General features: G+C 61.1%; 19 protein-coding genes. 13 read left to right on the forward strand and 6 right to left on the reverse strand.

Features of this window, described 5'->3' with window-relative positions:
* The first annotated feature begins 57 nt into the window (after positions 1-57).
* Complete coding sequence (locus C8C89_RS07425) at positions 58-1,608, forward strand: S1C family serine protease (protein WP_243857930.1); 1,551 nt, start codon at positions 58-60, stop codon at positions 1,606-1,608.
* 54 nt (positions 1,609-1,662) lie between these two features.
* On the opposite strand, the gene C8C89_RS07430 is transcribed toward C8C89_RS07425, so the two are convergent.
* From C8C89_RS07430 to yjgA, 3 genes are all read right to left on the reverse strand, one after another.
* Positions 1,663-2,331, reverse strand: a complete 669-nt coding sequence (locus tag C8C89_RS07430) for an alpha/beta hydrolase (RefSeq protein WP_133989250.1) — start codon at positions 2,329-2,331, stop codon at positions 1,663-1,665.
* Positions 2,328-2,957: a molybdopterin adenylyltransferase gene (gene mog, locus C8C89_RS07435; RefSeq protein WP_101482861.1), complete on the reverse strand. Its 630-nt coding sequence runs from the start codon at positions 2,955-2,957 to the stop codon at positions 2,328-2,330. The genes C8C89_RS07430 and mog overlap by 4 nt, the downstream gene beginning before the upstream one ends.
* 90 nt (positions 2,958-3,047) lie before the next feature.
* Positions 3,048-3,647 (reverse strand): ribosome biogenesis factor YjgA, encoded by a 600-nt coding sequence (yjgA, locus tag C8C89_RS07440; protein WP_101482860.1) that lies wholly within the window; start codon positions 3,645-3,647, stop codon positions 3,048-3,050.
* 92 nt (positions 3,648-3,739) lie between these two features.
* Between yjgA and pmbA the strand changes: the two genes are divergently transcribed.
* The 3 genes from pmbA (at position 3,740) to C8C89_RS07455 (ending at position 9,096) form a co-directional block, all read left to right on the forward strand.
* A complete protein-coding gene (pmbA, locus tag C8C89_RS07445; protein ID WP_133989251.1) occupies positions 3,740-5,092 on the forward strand; it encodes a metalloprotease PmbA in 1,353 nt (450 codons plus the stop codon).
* A gap of 245 nt (positions 5,093-5,337) precedes the next feature.
* A complete protein-coding gene (locus C8C89_RS07450; RefSeq protein ID WP_208327683.1) occupies positions 5,338-7,749 on the forward strand; it encodes a TonB-dependent receptor in 2,412 nt (803 codons plus the stop codon).
* Between the two features lie 9 nt (positions 7,750-7,758).
* Entirely contained in the window at positions 7,759-9,096 is a 1,338-nt protein-coding gene (locus tag C8C89_RS07455; RefSeq protein ID WP_208327684.1) for an aminotransferase class V-fold PLP-dependent enzyme, read from the forward strand.
* Between the two features lie 18 nt (positions 9,097-9,114).
* Here the strand turns inward: C8C89_RS07455 and C8C89_RS27495 are convergent, their stop codons facing one another.
* Positions 9,115-10,812: a methyl-accepting chemotaxis protein gene (locus C8C89_RS27495; protein ID WP_133989252.1), complete on the reverse strand. Its 1,698-nt coding sequence runs from the start codon at positions 10,810-10,812 to the stop codon at positions 9,115-9,117.
* A 400-nt stretch (positions 10,813-11,212) separates the two neighbouring features.
* Positions 11,213-12,337 (reverse strand): M14-type cytosolic carboxypeptidase, encoded by a 1,125-nt coding sequence (locus C8C89_RS07465; protein WP_101482857.1) that lies wholly within the window; start codon positions 12,335-12,337, stop codon positions 11,213-11,215.
* 141 nt (positions 12,338-12,478) lie between these two features.
* On the opposite strand from C8C89_RS07465, the gene C8C89_RS07470 reads away from it, so the two are divergent.
* Positions 12,479-12,733 (forward strand): hypothetical protein, encoded by a 255-nt coding sequence (locus tag C8C89_RS07470; protein WP_133989253.1) that lies wholly within the window; start codon positions 12,479-12,481, stop codon positions 12,731-12,733.
* A gap of 112 nt (positions 12,734-12,845) precedes the next feature.
* Here the strand turns inward: C8C89_RS07470 and paaX are convergent, their stop codons facing one another.
* Positions 12,846-13,775, reverse strand: a complete 930-nt coding sequence (paaX, locus tag C8C89_RS07475) for a phenylacetic acid degradation operon negative regulatory protein PaaX (RefSeq protein WP_101482855.1) — start codon at positions 13,773-13,775, stop codon at positions 12,846-12,848.
* 266 nt (positions 13,776-14,041) lie between these two features.
* Here paaX and paaA point away from each other — a divergent pair, with 266 nt between their 5' ends.
* From paaA to paaI, 8 genes are read left to right on the forward strand one after another with little or no spacing between them, the layout of a single operon-like run.
* Positions 14,042-15,031 carry a 1,2-phenylacetyl-CoA epoxidase subunit PaaA gene (gene paaA, locus C8C89_RS07480; protein ID WP_101482854.1) on the forward strand — a complete coding sequence of 330 codons (990 nt, stop codon included), beginning with the start codon at positions 14,042-14,044 and terminating at the stop codon, positions 15,029-15,031.
* A gap of 28 nt (positions 15,032-15,059) precedes the next feature.
* Positions 15,060-15,344, forward strand: coding sequence for a 1,2-phenylacetyl-CoA epoxidase subunit PaaB (paaB, locus tag C8C89_RS07485; RefSeq protein WP_034746356.1), 285 nt, complete (start codon positions 15,060-15,062; stop codon positions 15,342-15,344).
* Entirely contained in the window at positions 15,344-16,111 is a 768-nt protein-coding gene (gene paaC / locus C8C89_RS07490) for a 1,2-phenylacetyl-CoA epoxidase subunit PaaC (protein WP_279587381.1), read from the forward strand. Before paaB ends, paaC begins: the two co-directional genes overlap by 1 nt.
* Positions 16,111-16,638, forward strand: a complete 528-nt coding sequence (paaD, locus tag C8C89_RS07495; RefSeq protein ID WP_101482852.1) for a 1,2-phenylacetyl-CoA epoxidase subunit PaaD — start codon at positions 16,111-16,113, stop codon at positions 16,636-16,638. The genes paaC and paaD overlap by 1 nt, the downstream gene beginning before the upstream one ends.
* A gap of 40 nt (positions 16,639-16,678) precedes the next feature.
* Entirely contained in the window at positions 16,679-17,758 is a 1,080-nt protein-coding gene (paaE, locus tag C8C89_RS07500; protein ID WP_101482851.1) for a 1,2-phenylacetyl-CoA epoxidase subunit PaaE, read from the forward strand.
* Positions 17,759-17,809: 51 nt separating this feature from the next.
* The gene (gene paaG / locus C8C89_RS07505; RefSeq protein ID WP_101482850.1) at positions 17,810-18,601 is read left to right on the forward strand and encodes a 2-(1,2-epoxy-1,2-dihydrophenyl)acetyl-CoA isomerase PaaG; all 792 of its coding nucleotides are present in this window, start codon (positions 17,810-17,812) and stop codon (positions 18,599-18,601) included.
* A 1-nt stretch (position 18,602) separates the two neighbouring features.
* Entirely contained in the window at positions 18,603-20,171 is a 1,569-nt protein-coding gene (gene paaH / locus C8C89_RS07510; RefSeq protein WP_133989255.1) for a 3-hydroxyacyl-CoA dehydrogenase PaaH, read from the forward strand.
* A complete protein-coding gene (paaI, locus tag C8C89_RS07515; protein ID WP_101482848.1) occupies positions 20,161-20,607 on the forward strand; it encodes a hydroxyphenylacetyl-CoA thioesterase PaaI in 447 nt (148 codons plus the stop codon). The genes paaH and paaI overlap by 11 nt, the downstream gene beginning before the upstream one ends.
* Positions 20,608-20,617: the final 10 nt, after the last annotated feature.

The following is a 20,617-nucleotide window of genomic DNA, read 5'->3' on the forward strand; positions in this document are numbered from 1 at the left end:
TGAAGTTGAAATTATTCAATATATAATTTTACTTCCCTTCCATTGCCAATAAGCTCAATGAAAACTCGTCCGTGCTCCACCCTGATGGGCCGCGCCTTTCTGGTGTTGGTCCTTGGCCCATTGTTGACGGTGCGTGTGCTTGCCGCCGAAACCGGTGCTGCCGCCAGCGCTTCCGCACTGGAAAATTCCGTCGTCAAGGTGTTTTCCACCCTGCGCGGTCCCGATCCGTACAGGCCGTGGAGCAAGGCCGCGCCGCAAGAGGTGACGGGTTCCGGCGTCGTCATCGAAGGCCGCCGCATTCTCACCAATGCGCACGTGGTCGGCTATGCCAGCCAGGTACAGATCCAGGCCAACGGCGCGGGCGACAAGATACCGGCGACCGTGCTGGCCATTTCGCGTGGCATGGACCTGGCCTTGCTGAAGATCGACGACGACAGTTTTTTCGCCAGCCACAAAGCGGTGCCGCGCGCCAATGTCTTGCCGGACGTGCGCGATGCCGTGCTGGCGTATGGCTATCCGACGGGCGGCACGTCGTTGTCGATTACCAAGGGCATTGTCTCGCGCATCGAATTCGTGCGCTATAACTTCCCCGTTTCCGGCTTGCGCATCCAGATCGATGCGGCCATCAACCCGGGCAATAGCGGCGGCCCCGTGATTGCGGGCGACAAGATGATCGGCCTGGCCTTTGCCGGCATGCTCAATGCGCAAAACATCGGCTACATTATCCCCAACGAGGAAATCGAGCTGTTCCTGCGCGACCAGGAAAGTGGCGTGCCCCGGGGCAAGCCGGCCATGCGCGACGTGACGCAAACGCTGGAAAATCCTGCCCTGCGCACCTACCTGAAACTGGCCAAGGGTGTCGAGGGGGCCGTCGTGATGACGCCGGCCAGCAAGGACGCCGCTTATCCGCTCAAGGAGTGGGATGTCATCACGCATATCGGCGATTTTCCTATCGACAACCAGGGCATGGTCAAGCTGAATGCCAACAGCCGCGTGCGCTTTCAGTACCGGGTGCAGCAACTGGCGAAAGACGGCCAGTTGCCGTTGACGGTGGTGCGCCAGGGCGCGCCCCTGAAAATCAAGGTGCCCGTCTCGGCTGCACACCCGATGCTCATTGCCAGCCTGCAGGGCAATTATCCGTCCTATTTCATTTTCGGCCCCATGGTGTTCTCGCGCGCCACCACGGAATTCATGGCCGCGCCGAATGGCAATCCAGCGATGCTGGGCGGCATGGCGTTTGCCGGTAATCCGCTGGTCACGCGGCGCGGCGATGCGCCCGATAGCGAGCGCGAAGAACTGGTGGTGATTGCCGCGCCGTTCTTTCCGCACAAGCTGATGAATGGCTACAGTACCCGTTTCTTCTCGGTCGTCGATTCCGTCAATGGCGTGCGCGTGCGCAGCCTGGCGCACCTGGTGGCCTTGCTGCGCGACCAGACGGATGAGCTGCTGACGTTCCGCTTCCAGCAGCGCGATGCGGAAATGGTCGTCGTGCCCCGCAAGGAGATGCTGGCCGCGACGGAATCGGTGCTGACGGACAACGGCATCCGCTCGCAAGCGTCACCTGATATGTTGAAAATATGGAATGAAAAAACGCCGGCGAGCAACTAAGCTCCCGGCGTTCCGAACAACAACAGGCGCGGCGCACACCGCGCCTGTTTTGCTTTAAGCCAATACTTTTTTCAGCCACGCGCCAATCGCGTCGATCTCTTCCTGGCACAGCGAGTGCTGCATCATGTACTCGTGCCACTCCACCTTGTAAGCCATGCCGGTGAGCAAGTCGCGCGACTGCTGTGCGCGGGCGATCGGCACCACGGGGTCGGCCGTGCCGTGCGCCATGAAGATGGGCGTCTGCAGGCTTGCCGGCGTGCGCTCAAGAGCCGTCTTGTCGGCCAGCGGCAGATAGCCGGACAGGCACATCAGGCCGGCCAGCGGTTCCGCATGGCGCAAGCCTGTTTGCAAGGTCATGGCGCAGCCTTGCGAGAAGCCGGCCAGGATGATGCGGCTGGCAGGAATGCCGCGCGCCTTTTCGCGCGCGATCAGCGCTTCGATCTGTGCCTGCGAGGCGCGCAAGCCGTTCTCATCTTCGCGGCGCACGAGGTCGTTCACGAGGATGTCGTACCAGGCGCGCATCACATAACCGTTGTTGATGGTGACGGGCATGGTGCCGGCGCTGGGGAAAATGAAGCGGATGGCAGGACAGCCGCGCAAATCGAGTTCCTTCACCAGTGGCACGAAGTCGTTGCCGTCGGCGCCCAGGCCGTGCATCCAGATGATGGAGACGGTGGGGTTCGGTGCGCTGTCGAGTTGTATGGTTTCCAGCAAGGTGCTCATGTATTTTCCTCAGGTAAAGGTTGCGCCGGACGCAGCGCCGATTTGGGACGGAAGGCCTTGCAGATGGCCGGGTCGGTTTCCATGTAGGGACCACCGATGAGGTCTATGCAATACGGCACGGCGGCAAAGATGCCGTTGACCAATTGATTTCCGTCAGCGTCTTTCAGTCCCTCCAGGGTTTCCTTGATGGCCTTCGGTTGGCCCGGCAAGTTCATGATCAGGGCGGCGCGCTCGGGCGTCTCGCGGATCACGGCCACCTGGCGCGACAAGATCGCCGTCGGCACGAATTGCAGGCTGATCTGGCGCATCTGTTCGCCGAAACCGGGCATTTCCTTGGTCCCGACGCTGAGCGTGGCGTCCGGCGTCACGTCGCGCCGCGCCGGACCCGTGCCGCCCGTCGTCAGGATCAGGTGGCAGTGGCTCAGGTCGACCATGTCGATCAGGGTGTTTTCAATCTGCGAGCGCTCGTCCGGGATCAGCCGTTTTTCCAGGCGGAAAGGCGTGCGGATGGCGGCGGACAGCCAGCTTTCCAGGGCCGGGATGCCCTGGTCTTCATACACGCCGCCGCTGGCGCGGTCCGATATCGACACGAGGCCGATAATCAATTCGTCTTCTATCGTGGTCATGCGGCACCTGTCTATGTCGTAAAAAAACCGGGCTGATCCCGGTTTTTAGCTACTTTCGGGGTCAGACCCGCCGGGTCTGACCCCAGTTTTTTACTCGTCGTCTTCGCCTTCAACGTCATCTTCGTCGGCATCTTTCTTGCCGCTGTTTTTCTTCTTGGCGATCTCTTTCAAGATCTGGAAGATTTCACGGTAGGCTTTAGGCGGCTTGTTCTCGGCTTGCTCCTTGCGGGCATTGCGGATCAGGGTGCGCAGGTGTTGCACGTCCAGTTCCGGGTTTTCCGACAGCAAGACGGTCAGCGCCTTGTCATCCGTCAAGAGTTTGTCGCGGCGGCGTTCCATCGCGTGCATATTGGCCGTGTCGGCTTTCGACAAGCCTTTCCAGCTATCGATGGTACGTTGGATGGCGGCAACTTCTTCTTCATCGAGGGTGCGCATCTTCTTGCCCACATATTGCAGCTGGCGGCGGCGGCCTTCGTGATCCTTGATCTGCTGGCATTCGAGAATGGCGTCGCGCACGTCTTCCGGCATCGGGACGCGCTTGACGCGATCACGTGCTTCATTGACGAGTTCTTCGCCCAGCTTTTGCAGGACGGTCATCTGGCGCTTGAGTTCCGACTTCGAAGGACGTTCATATTCCTGTTCGAATTCGGTAGATTGGAAGCCGCAAGCTCCCCGGTTTGGATTTGGCATGATAAGGCGGGATTGGCCGCGTAGGCCGCACCTGTAAACTGTAAACGACTGCTATGATAACCTTTTTAGCGGCTTTCCGAAGAAAACAGCGCATGAACGACTCCGTATTTACCCATAGTCAAGAGCAATTGCAGCAACTAGCCCGTGATGTGTTGTCTTTTGCGCGGGAAGCGGGCGGCACCGACGCAGCCGTCGAAGTCAGCGAAGGCGGCGGCTTGTCCGTTTCTGTCCGAAAAGGCAAGATCGAGACGATCGAGCAAAACAAGGATAAGGGCATGGGCGTGACCGTGTTTGTCGGCAAGAAGCGCGGCAATGCCAGCACCTCCGATTTTTCGCCGTCCGCCTTGCGCGCCACGGTGGACGCCGCCTACAACATCGCCCGTTTCACGGCCGAAGACGATTGCGCCGGCCTGGCCGACGCCGACATGCTGGAAATGTCCCCACGCGACTTGCAACTGTTCTATCCCTGGTTGATTTCCGCCGAGGAAGCCGTCGTGCTGGCCCAGCGGGCCGAGGCGGCCGCGTTTGCCGTCGACCCGCGCATCACGAATAGCGAAGGCGCGGGCGTGCACGTGCAGCAATCGCACTTTGTCTCTGCCAATTCGCGCGGCTTCATCGGCGGCTACCCATTCTCTCGCCACACCCTGTCCGTGGCGCCCATCGCCGGCAAGGGGGCGAAGATGCAGCGCGACGACTGGTATTCGTCCGTGCGCGACGCCTCCAAAATGTCGAGTCCGGAAGCCATCGGCCGCTACGCCGCCGAGCGCGCCCTGTCGCGCCTGAACGCGCGCAAACTGGGCACGCGCACCTGTGCCGTCCTGTTCGAGGCGCCGTTGGCGGCCGGCTTGCTGGGTACCTATGTGCAAGCGACCTCGGGCGGCGCCCTGTACCGCAAATCCACGTTCCTCAACGATTGCCTGGGTACGCAAGTATTGCCGGATCATGTGCAGATCTTTGAAGACCCGCATGTGATCGGCGGCGTCGGTTCGGCCCCGTTCGACGAAGAGGGCGTGAAGACCGTCAGCCGCGATGTCGTCAAGAATGGCGTGGTGCAAGGCTATTTCCTGTCGACTTACACGGCCCGCAAGCTGGGCATGCAGACCACGGGTAACGCGGGCGGCTCGCACAATCTGTACCTGACGTCCAGCCAGACGGCCGCCACAGACGATCTTAGTGCCATGCTGAAAAAGCTGGGCACGGGTTTGCTGGTGACGGAACTGATGGGACAAGGAACCAATTACGTGACGGGCGACTATTCGCGCGGCGCGTCCGGTTTCTGGGTGGAAAATGGCGTGATTCAATACCCGGTGGAAGAAATCACCATCGCCGGCAACATGAAGGACATGCTGCGCAACATCGTCGCCGTAGGCGCCGATGTGCTGCGCCGCGGCACCAAGGAGACGGGTTCCATCCTCATCGAGAGCATGGTGGTGGCGGGCGGTTGAACGGATGTATTTTTCTTGATCAAAAGGCGCCGCTGGCGCCTTTTTTCTTGTCCCTGTGTTTTTTTTGCAGCGGTTTGATCGTCATACGGCGGAAATATTCGCTTCGTATGATGGCGCCATCTGACGTTATTTGCGCAATTTAGATGCTTTTAATGTAAGTAAGCCGAACTTCGTGATATTTCATGCAAGATGCGAGTCTTGCAGTAACGCGTCGTTGTTGATCCAACCTGCATAGTGAACTCTCCATGACCTACTCCCGTACCCGCATCGCCCGCGCGGTGGCCCTGTTGTGTGCCATGAACACCCTGTTCGTCAACCAGGCGCAAGCCCTTGGCGATGCGTCCGCCGCACCAGCTGCTGCCAGCGATACCCTTGAGGTACCGCAAGCCGTGATCGTCACCGGCACGCGCGGCAGCAATCGCACGCAGTTCGATACCATGGCGCCCGTGGATGTGTTCAACCGCGAAGATATCGGCGCCGTCGAATCGTCGGACTTGAACGATGTACTGGCGCAACTCGTACCCTCGTACGTGGTGCAGCGCTTGCCGATGGCCGATGGGCAAGTGTTCGTGCGTCCCGCTACCTTGCGCGGCCTGTCGCCGGACCAGACTCTGGTGCTGATTAACGGCAAGCGCTTCCACCGCAGCGCTCTGCTGGGCGCGCGCGGCGCGCAGGCGCCGGATCTGGCGCAGATTCCCGTGTCCGCTATCAAGCGCATCGAAGTACTGCGCGACGGCGCCTCGGCCCAGTACGGCTCCGACGCGATTGCCGGCGTGATCAACATCATTCTTGACGACACGCCCGGTACGGAGATGTCCGTGCACCATTCTCAATATTCGGAAGGCGATGGCAAAGGTAATGAGCTCAACCTGAAGACGGGCTTTGCGTTTGGCGAGACGGGCAAGGCGACGATTTTCGGCGCGCTGGCCCAGTCCGACCCCACCTCGCGCACGCGCCAGCGAGCCGACGCCATCGCTTTCCAGAATGCCCATCCGGAACTGAAGGTCCCCAATCCCGTGCAGCGTTGGGGCCAGCCTGAGCTCGATAGCAAGCGCATCGGCTTCAATGCGAGCATGGCGCTGTCCGACACGATGGAACTGTACGGTTTCGGCCTGTTCAGCCGCAGCGACGGCACCTCGGACTTTAATTGGAGGAATCCCGACACCAGCACGGGCGCGTATAAAACCAGCAGCCTGTTCCCCGGCTGGGATTTGCGTAGTGTGTATGCGCTCGGCTTCAGCCCCAGCTATTCGAACGACCAGGATGACTTACAGCTGGTGGCCGGCGTGCGCGGTCACTTCAACGAGCGCTTCGGCTGGGATGTGAGTGCTTCCTACGGCCGCAACCGCATCGACTATAACTTGGCCAATTCCATCAACGCCTCAATGGGGCCGGGCAGCCCGACGTCGTTCTACCTGGGCCAGTTGTCGCAGGCGGAAAAGATTCTCAACGCCAACTTCAACTATGAATTACCGGTGGCGTCCTTGCCGCAGCCGGTCAATATCGCATTCGGCGCCGAAGCGCGTAATGAAACGTATGGGGTGAAGGCGGGCGATGCGGCGTCCTGGACGGTCGGGCCGGGCGCCGCCATCGGCCTGGACGCGAACGCCAACGGCGCACCGGGTTTCAGCGACCGCCAGGCTGGCAGCTGGGGCCAGGACAGCTATGCAGCCTACCTGGACGTGGAAGTGCCCCTCACCAAGGCCCTGAGCCTGGGCGGCGCCGCCCGCTACGAACATTTCTCTGAATTCGGCAGCACCGTCAATGGCAAGTTATCGGCCCGCTATGCACTGAGTGAAGACCTGGCCCTGCGCGGCTCCTACTCGACGGGTTTTCGTGCGCCAACGCCCGGCCAGTCGAATACCAACAGCACGAATCAAGGCCTCGACACCAAGACCCTGCTGTTGTTTACCAGCGGCCGCCTGGCCAATAACGACCCACTGGCCATCCTGCTCGGTGCCCAGGCGCTGAAGCCGGAAAAATCGAAAAACCTGTCCCTGGGCTTCACATGGAAGACGCCGGCCGGCTTTTCCGGTTCCGTCGACGTGTATGACATCAAGGTCAGCGACCGCTTCAGCACGTCCGCTTCGTTTGCCGTTCCCGCTGGCGTGGCCAACCCCTTGCGTTACACCTCGGTCAGCTATTTCACGAACGACTTCGACACCACCACGCGCGGCATCGATATCGTCGGCAGCCACCTGAGCCGTATCGGCGACGGCAAGCTGAACCTGACCTTGGCCTACAACTACAACACCACCAAGGTCGACGGCGGCAAGTCCAGCCTGGTGACTAATCCGGCCCAGCGGCAAGTGTTTGAAGAGCGCCTGCCGCGCCAGAAAGCCACCATCAGCGGCAACTATGACCTGGGCAACTGGAATACCCTGGCCCGCGTACGCTACTACGGTGCGTGGACGGACAATTCCGGCAACGCGACGGGCGATATCTTCCAGCGTTTTGGCGCCATGCAATTTCTCGACCTGGCGGCCAGCTACAAGATCAGCGACAAGCAGTCGGTGCGCGTGGGTATCGACAACGTGCTGGACAAGTATCCTGATGAAGCAAGCTTCCAGGCCAGCCGCGGTCTGATCTATTCGCGCAATGCGCCGTACGACACGGACGGCCGTAATCTGTACGTCGAGTACAAAGTGAAATTTTAAGGGGGGATGATGATGAATCCACAACGCCGCGCCTTGTTGCGCGCCGGTTCGCTGGCGGTGGCGCTGCCCTTGACGGTGGGCGCCGGATCGGCTGCGGCAGCGTCCGCCGCCCTGTCTCCACCCTTGCCGCCATTGCCAGCGGTGCCAGCCGGCACCACGCCGGAATCCCTGGCCGGCAACCAGGCTTATTGGCAGGCCGTGGCCGCGCAATACGACACCACCGATGCCATCGTGCAACTGGACAATGCCTTCTGGGGCTCGATGGCCAGGCCCGTGCTGCGTCATTACGAGCAGCAATTGACCATGGTCAACCGCGACAACGCCTGGTATGCGCGCATGCGCTTTCCGGCCGATTTTGAGGCGGCCCGCGCGGCGGCAGCCATGGCGCTGGGCGTGGGTATCGATGAAATCGTGTTGACGCGGGGCGCCACGGAAGCGCTGCAAGTCTTGATCGCCGGCTACAACCGCTTGCAGCCGGGCGATGCGGTGCTATTCGCAGATATCGATTACGACAACATGATCACCGTCACGCGCTGGCTGCAGCAACGGCGCGGCGCCCAGGTGGTATCGATTGCCATCCCGGAACCATTTACGCATGACAATGTGGTTGCTGCCTATGTTGCCGCCATGGAACGTCATCCGAAGCTGAAATTGATGCTGCTCACACATGTCAATCACCGCAACGGCATGGTCTTGCCCGTGGCCGAGATCAGCCGCCTGGCGCGCGCACGGGGCATTGATGTGATCGTCGACACGGCGCATGGCTTTGGCCAGCTGGACATGACGATCCCCGATTTGCAGGCGGACTTTGCCGGCATCAACTTGCACAAATGGATAGGCGCGCCCGTGGGCGTGGGCGCGGCCTACATCAAGCGGGGCAGGTTGGCCGATATCGATCCGTACATGGGGGAACTGCGGGGGGAGAAGGCGGGCGACGATATCCGCACCCGCGTGCATACGGGCACGGTGAATTTCGCCGCCTACCTGAGTCTGCCGACGGCGCTGGACTTGCACGCGCACATAGGTGTGGCCAACAAGCAGGCGCGGCTACGGCTGCTGCGCAATCGCTGGGTCGAAGCGGCACGTGGCATCGATGGCATCGACGTGCTGGCGTCATCCGATCCGCGCCTGACGAGCGCCATCGCCTCGTTTCGGTTACAAGGCAAGACCAGCGTGGCCGACAGTTATGCCCTGTCGAAAAAGCTGGTGCAGGAACACGGCATCTTTGCCGTGCCGCGCGACGGCCTGGCCAGCGGCGCATGCGTGCGCGTCACGCCGGGCATCTTTACGCCCGAGGCGCACCTGGACAAGCTGGTCGATGCCCTGCGCCAGCTGGCCAAGGGCTGAGTTTGGTTTGAGATGGTCTCAGTACTCTTCCCACTCGGTCTCGGCGACCGCGGCCAGTGCGACCGCCTTGCCTGCTTTCCTGATGGGTGCGGCAGTGGCCGTGACGCGTGGTCCGGCGGCAGGCTTTGCTGGCGTGCGGATGGCTGGAACCTGAACCGGCGGCAGCGCTTGCATGCCGTCGAGCTTGAACACGCTGACGGCTTCGGCCAGGATGCCGGCCTGCTCCTGCAGCGCTTCGGACGCGGCCGCCGCTTCTTCCACGAGGGCGGCATTTTGCTGTGTCACGGCATCCATTTCCGTGATGGCCTGGTTGATCTGCTCGATGCCCGTTTCCTGCTCGTTGCTGGCGGAGGTGATCTCGGCCATGATGTCCGTGACGCGCCGCACGCTGCTGACGATCTCTTCCATGGTACTGCCCGCCTGGTTCACCAGGGTGCTGCCCAGATTGACCTGGTGTACGGAATCGTCGATGAGGATCTTGATTTCCTTGGCGGCGGAGGCTGAGCGGTGAGCCAGGTTGCGCACTTCCGTGGCCACCACGGCAAAGCCTCGGCCCTGTTCTCCCGCCCTGGCCGCTTCCACTGCCGCGTTCAGGGCCAGGATATTGGTCTGGAAGGCAATGCCGTCGATGACGCTGATGATGTCGACGATTTTCTTCGACGAGGCATTGATCGACTCCATGGTCGTGATCACTTTCGCCACCACCTGGCCGCCTTTGCTGGCCACGCTGGAGGCCGATTGCGCCATCTGGTTGGCCTGGCGTGCGTTTTCGCCATTCTGCTTGACGGTCGACGTCAATTCTTCCATCGACGATGCCGTTTCTTCCAGTGAACTGGCTTGCTGCTCCGTGCGCGAAGACAAGTCCATATTGCCGGAGGCGATTTCACGCGAGCCATGGGCGATGGCATCCGTGCCATGGCGCACGCGGGCCACGATGCCTTGCAAATTGTCGTTCATCTCTTTCAGGGCGCGCAGCAGCATGCCTGTTTCATCGGTGCCGCGCGCGTCGATGCTGCCCGACAAGTCGCCGGACGCGACCCGTTGGGCCACCTTGACGGCTTCGCCGATGGGCCGGCTGATGGAGCGGCTGATCAGGATGGCCAGCGCAATGGCGATCGCCGTCGCGGCAAGGGACAGGGACAGGGTCAGGATGATGGCCAGGCGCCCGTCGACGAGGGCTTGCTTGCCTTCGGCTGCCATCAGCGACTCCTGGAAGCCGGCCATGGCCGCCAGCGCCGTCAAGAATTTCTCTTGTGGATAGCGCAGCTGCGTCAGCAGGAAGATGCCTGCCGTTTCGGTTTTGCCCTCTTGCAACAGTTTGATATTCGCATCGCGCGTCCTGGCATAGCTTTCGCGGCTGGTCATCACGGCCTGGAACAGTTCCTGGCCCTTGGGCGTGTTGATCAGGATTTTCAGGCGCGCCAGCAGTTCCACGTTCTTTTTTGCCGACGCCTGAATCTTGCCCAGGGCACTGCTGACTTCGTCTGCATCGTTGGCGCCGATGATGGCATTGCTTAGCAGGCGGGCCTGGATATTGATCTCGGACTGGATCGTATTTGACAGCATGACCTTGACATAGCGGTCATTGAGGATTTTATCCGTCGATGCATTGATGTTGCGGATGCGGCTGACGGAAACAAAGGCCACCATGGCAAGCAGGACGATGATCAAGCCGAAACTGAGGCCCAGGCGGGTACTGATTTTGAGATTCGACATATGCAATCCATCCTGAGCTAAAGACAAACATCGTGTGGTCAGGTCAGCGCCGGCCTCATGGGAGGTGCTGCTGATACGGAAACGTTGTGGTACTGAAAGCTAGCTCGGCAGGTATGGGGCCGTGATGCCACGCAGATGCCGTGGGCGTGCATGCCGGGGAGGAGAGGGTGCCTTGTCATCCGGCAAATTATTGTTGCAGGAGCACGCATGCCGGCATGCTCCGATTTGATGATTGAGTGTAGAACGATAATTTCCAACAGGCAAGACGTTCGTATAAAAATACGTTTTATCCGCAACGCAAGCCGCGCGTTGCGCGCTGGCATAAAAATACCCCGGCGTGCGGGGCATGGTGTCAAACAGGCAGGACGCCAGCCCTTGCGGGCCGGTTCGCTGCAAGCGCTCAGGCGCGCAGGCTGGCCAGAATAGGCTGCAAGACGGCGGCGCCCAGGGCGGCGCTGCGCGCGCCGCTCCAACCCGTTTGCGCGTCGGGATCGTTGGCATTGTCCTTGAACGGCAATTCCAGGGTCAGCGACAGGCAACCGAAGGCGTGCGTGATGTGGGGCGAACCCATGGTCAGCACTTCCGGCGTGAACGGGCCGTCTTCATAGCCGTGCTCATCCTGGAAGTCGGGACTGGCCACCTTGAAGTCGGCGATGAAGCGGTCTTGCTCGGCTTTTTGTGCTGGCGTGAAATTCTCCAGCGCATCGCTGCCGGCGACGAAGACGTAAGGCAAGCCTTCGTCGCCATGCACGTCGAGGAACAGATCGCAGCCGATTTCATGCATTTTCTGTTTCACCAGGAACACTTCCGGGCTGCGTTCCATCGTCGGCGTCATCCATTCGCGGTTCAGGTTGGCGCCGGCCGCGTTGGTGCGCAGGTTGCCATGCACGGAACCGTCCGGGTTCATGTTCGGCACCACGTAGAAGACGGCATCTTGCAGGCACTGGCGGGCAAAGGGATTGGCCTGGTCCAGCAATGCTTCAAGCATGCCTTCGACAAACCATTCGGCCATCGTTTCACCTGGATGCTGGCGCGCGATGACCCAGACTTTTTTCTCGGCATCGGCGTCGCCGACCACCAGCAGATTCATGTCACGGCCTTCCACGGTGCTGCCCAGGTCGATCAAGCGTACCAGCGGCGACGCTTGCGCACTGTCGATCAGGGCCAGGTGGCGGTCCCATGGGTACGGTTCGAAGTAGGCGTAATACACGCTTTCTTCTTCCGGCGTGTGTTCGATGGTCATCACCGTGCCGTCAAAGCTGGTTGGCACGCGGAACCAGGTTTCGCGGTCATAACTGGCCACGGCCTGGTAGTCTTTCCAGCCGTCCGGGTAAGCCGACTTGCCTGCATTCATGAAGCGGATCGTGCACGCTTCGCCTTGCGCGCCCTGCAGGCGGAAATAAAACCACTGCGTGATGTCGGCGTGGGAATCCTTGCGGATGTTCAGCTCGATGGATTGGGCATCGTCGGCGCGCAGCACCTCGATCGCGCCGGCGTCGAATTGCTGGCTGATTTTAATGGTCATGAGTGTTCCTGATAAAAACGTATGGGTTTTGCATCGTGTGCAATGGCGCGATGATACCTGTTTTGCGGTGGCCTTTGTGCTGGCGCAAACGATGACGGATGTACTTTGCTAAGGTGGAAGCTCCAACACGGGGAGAGCATCATGGATGACAACGGCAAACATTTACGCGAACTGGAAAAGAAAGTCAGCGCCCTCAGCGACGCCCTGGCGCACCTGGGCAAGGGAACGACCTTGCAGGAATTGCTGCGCATTCTGCGTTTTCCCGGCTATACGACACCGGCCGAATTCACCTTCAATGCCGCCATTCTCGACACCATGCTGGTGCAGGCCAATGCGCTGGAAAAGCTGGGGCAGGACTTGTTGGCGGGGGCCAAGCAGGTCGTCGCCAAGCAATGAAAGTTTGATAACGACGCTTGCTGAACGCCTGAAAAATGTTCAGGGCAAGGCGCGGGGCCGCAGGCAGTACGAACGTACGCCCAGGCCCTGCAACGCCGCCATGGACGTTTTGTCAGGTGTTCAGGCCGCCGAAACGTTCGTAGAACCAGGGCTCCACGTCTGGCGCGTGCTCATCCTCGCGCCGTAATGTGGCCAGGATATGGTCTTCGGCCGCCGCATAGGTGAGGCGGTACAGGTCGCGCGCCAGCGCATAGGCTTGCGTGCCGGGCCACGGTTCGGGCAGCAGTTCGACGGGCAGTTGCGGATCGTGTAACTGCACGCGGCGGTAGGCGTGCGTCAACAGCGAGCGGATGACGAAGGCTTGCTCGGCATCGAACACGGGCTCTTCTTGTAGCAGGGTCAGTAGCGGCTGGAAGCTGGCGATGAATTTTTCGTAGCCGGCCATCACTTCCGACAAGTCCCAGCATTCTCCCACCATGTCGCGCAGGGGCCGTGTGCTGACATCCGGCAACTCCGTAGTGTGGCAGACATACAGCTTGCCTTGTACGTCGTTGCGCACGAGGATGTCTTCCAGCGCCTCCGAGTTGCTGGCCGGATGGCCAAAGATGCCGGGAGAGATCAATCCATAGCCAGCCCACAATAATTCCTTGCGCAGCGCCCCCCGCTCGGCGGCGCCGATGCTTCCGGCCGGCCCGATCACCAGGGTCCAGCTTCCATCCCAGTGCACGACCAGTGGCGCATAGATGCGGCGATAAGCGCGCTCAAAGCGGACCAGCGCCTCCGGGCGTATCGTATAGGCGCTACGGCGGCCGTCGCGCTGCGAGCTGAGCCAGCCCTCCTGCGCCAGGCGGAACACGCTGGTGCGCAGCAGGCGGTCATTTACGCCAAATGGTGCCAGCAGGTCGATCAGACTGCCCAGCCAGATGGCGCCGCCGCGCGGCACGATGGCGTCGCCAAAAATGGTCATCACCAGGGACTTCGAGCGCGGTGGGTCGCTTTCCAGGAAATCGGCTATCCATGCCGTGCAGCGGGTGTTCTTCATGTGGTTCCGGTCTGGCCGTGTTGCGGTCGATTCAATAAAAGCAGCAGTTTACTTGGCTGCGCGGGTAGCGCGTCAATAATTTGCAGGAAGCGCTGGTGGCACTTCGCAGTGTTTTCTCATCAGCAATATCATACGCACAAAAAAGCCGCACAAGATACGAATTTTTAAAATGACTCACATCAAGTGTATGCAAATCGTTTTTTGTATCGTATTATCTGTTCATCGCACCGCATTGCTGCGCAAAATCAAGACATGGGAGACAGATCATGTACGCACAAATGGTTGAAACCGGCCTCAAGAACGTCCGTTCCATCGATGACATGGGGGCGGAAGAGCGCGCTTTTCAGGCGCGTATCGACGAAGGTATCAAGATCGAAGCCAAGGACTGGATGCCGGACGCTTACCGCAAGACCCTGATCCGCCAGATTTCGCAGCATGCGCATTCGGAAATCGTCGGTCAATTGCCCGAAGGTAACTGGGTCACGCGCGCACCGACCTTGAAACGCAAGTCCATCCTGCTGGCGAAGATTCAGGATGAAGCGGGTCACGGCCTGTACCTGTACAGCGCTGCCGAAACCCTGGGCGTGTCGCGCGACGATCTGCTTGCTGCCTTGCACTCGGGCAAAGCCAAGTATTCCAGCATCTTTAACTATCCCACCCTGTCGTGGGCCGACATGGGCGCCATCGGCTGGCTGGTCGACGGCTCTGCCATCATCAACCAGATTCCCCTCTGCCGCTGCTCGTATGGCCCGTATGCCCGTGCCATGATCCGCGTCTGCAAGGAAGAATCATTCCATGCCCGCCAGGGCTACGACATCATGATGTCACTGTGCAAGGGCACGCCAGAACAGAAAGCCATGGCACAGGATGCGCTGAACCGCTGGTGGTGGCCGTCCTTGATGATGTTCGGTCCGTCCGACGCCGCCTCCGTCAACAGCGCCCAATCGGCGCAATGGCGCATCAAGCTGTTCTCGAATGATGAATTGCGCCAGCGCATGGTCGACCAGACCGTGCCGCAAATCGAGTACCTGGGCTTGACCGTGCCCGATCCCGACCTGAAGTTCAATGCGGAGACGGGCCACTATGAATTTGGCGAAATCGACTGGTCCGAGTTCAACAATGTCCTGAAGGGCAATGGCCCGTGCAACCGCGAGCGCCTGCAAACGCGGGTCAAGGCGTATGAAGACGGTGCATGGTTCCGCGATGCCTTGCTCGCGTATGCAGACAAACAAGCCGCAGTCAAAGCGGCAGCGTAAATACATAAGACAGATAGGGGAGAGCAACATGAGCAAAGAATGGCCATTGTGGGAAGTTTTCATCCGCAGCCAGCACGGCCTGGCGCACAAGCATGTGGGCAGCCTGCACGCCTCCGACGCCACCATGGCGGTCAACCATGCGCGCGACGTCTACACGCGCCGCAATGAAGGCGTGAGCATCTGGGTGGTGCGCGCGGCCGACATCGTGGCCAGCAGCCCCGGCGACAAGGGTGCCCTGTTCGAGCCGTCGAACAGCAAGGTGTACCGCCATCCCACCTTCTTCCCGATGCCGGAAGAAGTCAAGAACCTGTGATGGGAGCGCTTGCAATGGATGACAAAGTCAATTACCTCTTGCGCCTGGGCGACAATGCCCTGATTCTCAGCCAGCAGTTGTCGCAGCTGTGCGGCAAGGGACCCGCGCTGGAAGAGGACATGGCGCTGACCAATGTGGCGCTCGACCTCCTGGGCCAGACGCGTTTGTGGTTCAGCTATGCGGCCGAACTGGAAAACGCAGGCCGCGACGAAGATGACATCGCCTTTTTGCGCGATGCCCACGACTTCAAGAATTGTTTGCTGCTGGAGCAGCCGAACGGCAATTACGCCGACACCATGATGCGCCAGTTCTTCTTCGATACCTGGCACTACTTCCAGCTGCTGGAACTGGCGAAATGCAGTGATCCACGCATCGTCGAAGTGGCGCAGAAGTCGATCAAGGAAGTGACCTATCACCTGCGCCGCAGCGGTGACCTGATCGTGCGTCTCGGCGACGGTACGGCGGACAGCCATGCCAAGACGCAGGCGGCGGCCGACAAGCTGTGGATGTACACGGGCGAGATGTTCAAGTACGACGCCGTCGACCAGGCCATGCTTGCCAACGGCATCGCACCGCCATCGGACGTGTTGCGCCAGGCCTTCCTCGAACACGTGGCCGAGATTTTCGACGAAGCCACCTTGACCATGCCGGCGCCCGACGCCTGGATGCAAAAGGGCGGCAAGCAGGGCACGCACACGGAACACCTGGGATTCATCCTGGCCGAGATGCAATTCCTGCAGCGCGCCTATCCCGGGGCGGAGTGGTAATGAACGCGCCCGCGGCAGCGCTGGAAGCCGCCCAGGTCTGGGCCTGGCTGGGCGACGTGCCGGACCCGGAAATTCCCGTCATTTCGGTGGTGGACCTGGGCATCGTACGCGCCGTCGACGTGGTCAGCAGCGACGAGTGCATCGTGACGATCACGCCCACCTATTCGGGCTGCCCTGCCATGCAGGTAATCGCCGATGCCGTCACGGATGCCTTGCGCAGCCATGGCGTGGCCAAGGTGACACTGGTGAATCAGCTGGCGCCCGCCTGGACCACGGACTGGATGAGCGAGGCGGGCAAGGCCAAGCTGAAAGGCTATGGCATCGCCCCGCCGCAGCAGCAGGTGATCGACATCAGCGGCTTGAAGGGGGGTGTCAAGCGCCAGCCCATGCCGACGCTGGAGGTGATCTGCCCGAATTGCGGTTCCGCGCACACGCAGCTGACCAGCCAGTTCGGCTCCACGCCCTGCAAGGCCCTGTACAAATGCCTGGCTTGCCGCGAACCGTTTGACTACTTCAAGTGCCACTAAAAAAAACAGGCACACGTTCCGAAGAAACTGGAGATGAAGCATGAGTAAATTTTATCCGCTGTCCGTGGCGAACGTGCGCAATGAAACGCGCGACACCATCGCCGTCACTTTCGACGTGCCAGCCGACCTGCAGCAGCAGTTCCGCTTCCAGCAGGGTCAGCACCTGACCCTGCGCGCCAATATCAATGCGGAAGACGTGCGCCGCTCGTATTCCATCTGTTCTGCGGTGCAGGATGGCACTCTGCGTGTGGCCATCAAGCGCACGCCGGGCGGCGCTTTTTCCACCTGGGCGAACGACACCTTGAAGGCTGGCGCCACCATCGAGGTGATGCCGCCCATGGGGCACTTCAACGTGCCGCTCGACTGCGTCAACCGCAAGCACTACCTGGCGTTCGCGGCCGGCAGCGGCATCACGCCCATTCTCTCCATCATCAAGACGACCCTGCTGACGGAACCATTGAGCCGCTTCACCCTGTTCTACGGCAACCGCGCTTCGTCGTCCGTCATCTTCAAGGAAGAATTGACGGATTTGAAGGATGTGTACCTGGAGCGTTTGAACCTGGTGTACGTGATGAGCCGCGAGCAGCAAGACATCGAATTGTTCAATGGCCGCATCACGCAGGAAAAATGCGAACAATTCCTGCAGCACTGGATCAAGGTCGAAGATTACGACAACGCCTTCATCTGCGGCCCGGAAGACATGATGCTGGGCGTCTCCGCCGCCCTGCAGGCGGCCGGCATGCCGAAGCAGAACATCAAGATTGAACTGTTCGCCGCCAGCATCCCGAAAAACGCCCACAAGCCGCGCGCCCAGCTCGACGCGGGCGCCGTGCAGGAAACGGAAGTGACCGTCATCATGGATGGCAACCACACCTCCTTCACGATGGACAAGGACAAGGAATCCATCCTCGATGCGGGCCTGCGCCATGGCATCGACATGCGCTACTCGTGCAAGGGCGGCGTATGCTCGACCTGCCGCTGCAAGATCCTCGATGGCAAGGTCGAAATGGACGTCAACTACGCGCTGGAAGACTATGAAGTAGCGCGCGGCTTCGTCCTCAGCTGTCAGAGTTTCCCGCTCACCGACAAGGTCGTGGTCGACTTCGACCAGGCAGAGTAAAGCCGGCGCAGGGCACGCGCCCCGCCATACCCATTAAAAAAACGAGACGCCATGAGCTACCAGAATATCCTCTTCACCATCGAGCAGGGCATCGCCACGCTGACCCTGAATCGTCCCGACAAGCTCAACAGCTTTACCCAGGCCATGCACGAGGAAGTACGCGATGCGATTGCGAAAGTAAACGCCGACGGCTCCGTGCGTGTCTTCGTGCTGACGGGCGCGGGGCGCGGATTTTGCGCAGGCCAGGATTTGTCCGACCGCGCCGTCGAACCAGGTTCGAAGGGCGTGGACCTGGGCGAGTCGGTGGAAAAGAACTATGCGCCGCTGGTGCTGGCCTTGAAAGCACTGCCGATGCCCGTGATTTGCGCTGTCAATGGCGTCGCCGCCGGCGCGGGCGCCAACCTGGCGCTGGCCTGCGACATCGTCATCGCTGGCAAGTCGGCCAGTTTCGTGGAAGTGTTCTGCAAGCTGGGCCTGATTCCCGATACGGGCGGCACTTTCTTCCTGCCACGCTTGATCGGTTCCGCGCGCGCCATCGGCCTGGCCATGCTCGGTGAAAAACTGACGGCGGAAAAAGCGGAAGACTGGGGCCTGATCTGGAAATGCGTCGAGGATGCCCAACTGCTGGAGGAAACGCGCAAGCTGGCCGTGCACTTTTCCACGGCGCCGACCAAGGGCCTGGCGTTCACCAAGCAGGCGCTGGCCGCCAGCGGCGCCAATACCCTGCCGCAGCAGCTGGCGCTGGAAGCGCGCATGATGAGCGAACTCGGTAACAGCGACGATTACCGCGAAGGCGTGGCAGCCTTCATGGAAAAGCGCGCACCGCAATTCAAGGGACACTGATATGACCGCATTGGCAAACAACAGTATCGTCGCCGTCATCGGCAGCGGCGCCATGGGCGCCGGTATCGCACAGGTGGCGGCGGCTGCCGGTTACCGGGTAAAACTGTACGACACGCGCGCGGAAGCTGTGAGCAAGGCATTGCTCGATATTGGCAAGATGTACGCAAAGCTGGCGGAAAAGGGCCGCATGACGGTGGACGAAGCGGCCGCCGCCACGGCGCGCCTGCAGGCGGCCGGCAGCCTGGCCGACGTTGCAGATGCCGCGCTGGTAGTGGAAGCCATCGTGGAAAACCTCGACGTCAAGCGCGGCCTGTTCGCCGAACTGGAAGCCGTGGTCAGCGACGACTGCATCCTGGCGACGAACACCTCGTCGATTTCCGTGACAGCCATCGCCGCCAAGCTGCGCCGCCCGGAACGCCTGGTCGGCATGCACTTCTTCAACCCGGTTCCCTTGATGGCGCTGGTGGAAGTGATCAGTGGCCTGGCTACCAGCGAGCAAGTCGCCGCCACCGTGTATGACACGTCGATTGCCTGGGGCAAGAATCCCGTGCATGCGAAATCGACGCCCGGCTTCATCGTCAACCGTGTCGCCCGTCCGTTTTACGCAGAAGGCTGGCGTTTGCTGAGCGAGCAGGCAGGCGATCCCGCCACCATCGACGCGGTTCTGCGCGAAGCGGGCGGTTTCCGCATGGGCCCATTCGAGTTGATGGACTTGATCGGCCACGACGTCAATTTTTCCGTTACCCAATCCGTGTTCGGCGCCTATTTCAACGACCCGCGCTTCACGCCGTCCGTGCTGCAGCAGGAAATGGTCAACGCCGGTTTCCTGGGTCGCAAATCGGGCCGTGGCTTTTACCAGTATCACGAAGGCGCGCCGGCCCCCGTGGCGCAGGCGGAAAGCGCGCAGCCGAAGCCGGAATTTGTTGCCCTGTCGGCGGCCATCGGCGGCGATGGCCGTGGCCACAGCGGCGTCATTCGCAGCCTGGTGCAGCGCCTGGAGCAGGCGGGCATCACCGTGAGCCGCCGCGTGATGCAGGAAGGCCAGACACACGACGAGGCGCCCGCCCTGCATTGCCATGGCGCCGCGATTTATCTGACCGATGGGCGCAGCGCCACCCAGCGCGCGCACGATAACCAGCATCCGGACACGGTGTTGTTCGACCTGGCGCTCGATTACGCCGGGGCAAAACGCATCGCCTTGGCGCGTGCCGACCAGTGCAGCGATGCCGCCTATGCGGCCGTCGTCGGCCTGTTCCAGGCGGCCGGTTTCATCGTCACGCGCCTGGACGACGTGCCTGGCCTGGCTGTCATGCGCACGGTCGCCATGCTGGCCAACGAGGCAGCCGATGCTGTCAACCAGGGCGTGTGCACGGTGGCTGCCGCCGATATCGCCATGCAGAAGGGCGTCAACTATCCGCGCGGACCGCTGGCCTGGGCCGATGCGGTGGGCATACAACACATCGTGACCGTGCTGCACCACCTGGCGCATGGCTATGGCGAAGACCGCTACCGTGTTTCGCCGCTGCTGCGCCGCAAACTTGCCACTGGAGCGACGTTTCATGCCGAATGAAGATCACAACATGACTGCACAGGCATTGGCCGAAGCGGCGGCCGCTTCCATGCTGTCGCGCGACAACGCCACCGCTGCCATGGGCATCGCCCTGGCCGAGGTGGGCCCCGGCCATGCGCGCATGACGATGACGGTGCGCGCCGACATGCTCAACGGACACCAGACCTGCCACGGCGGTTTCATCTTCGCCCTGGCCGACAGCGCCTTCGCGTTTGCCTGCAACAGCTACAACATGAATACCGTGGGCGCCGGCTGCACCATCGATTACCTGGCGCCAGGCCGCGAGGGCGACGTGCTGACGGCGCACGCGGTCGAACAGGCGCTGGCCGGCAAGAGCGGCGTCTACGACGTCAAGGTCAGCAACCAGGAAGGGCGCGCCATCGCGCTCTTTCGCGGCAAGTCGATCCGTGTGGCGGGTGAAGTCATTAGCGGCTGAGGTGACAAGT

This window comes from Janthinobacterium sp. 75, from assembly GCF_004365495.1.
Taxonomy (GTDB): domain Bacteria; phylum Pseudomonadota; class Gammaproteobacteria; order Burkholderiales; family Burkholderiaceae_D; genus Janthinobacterium.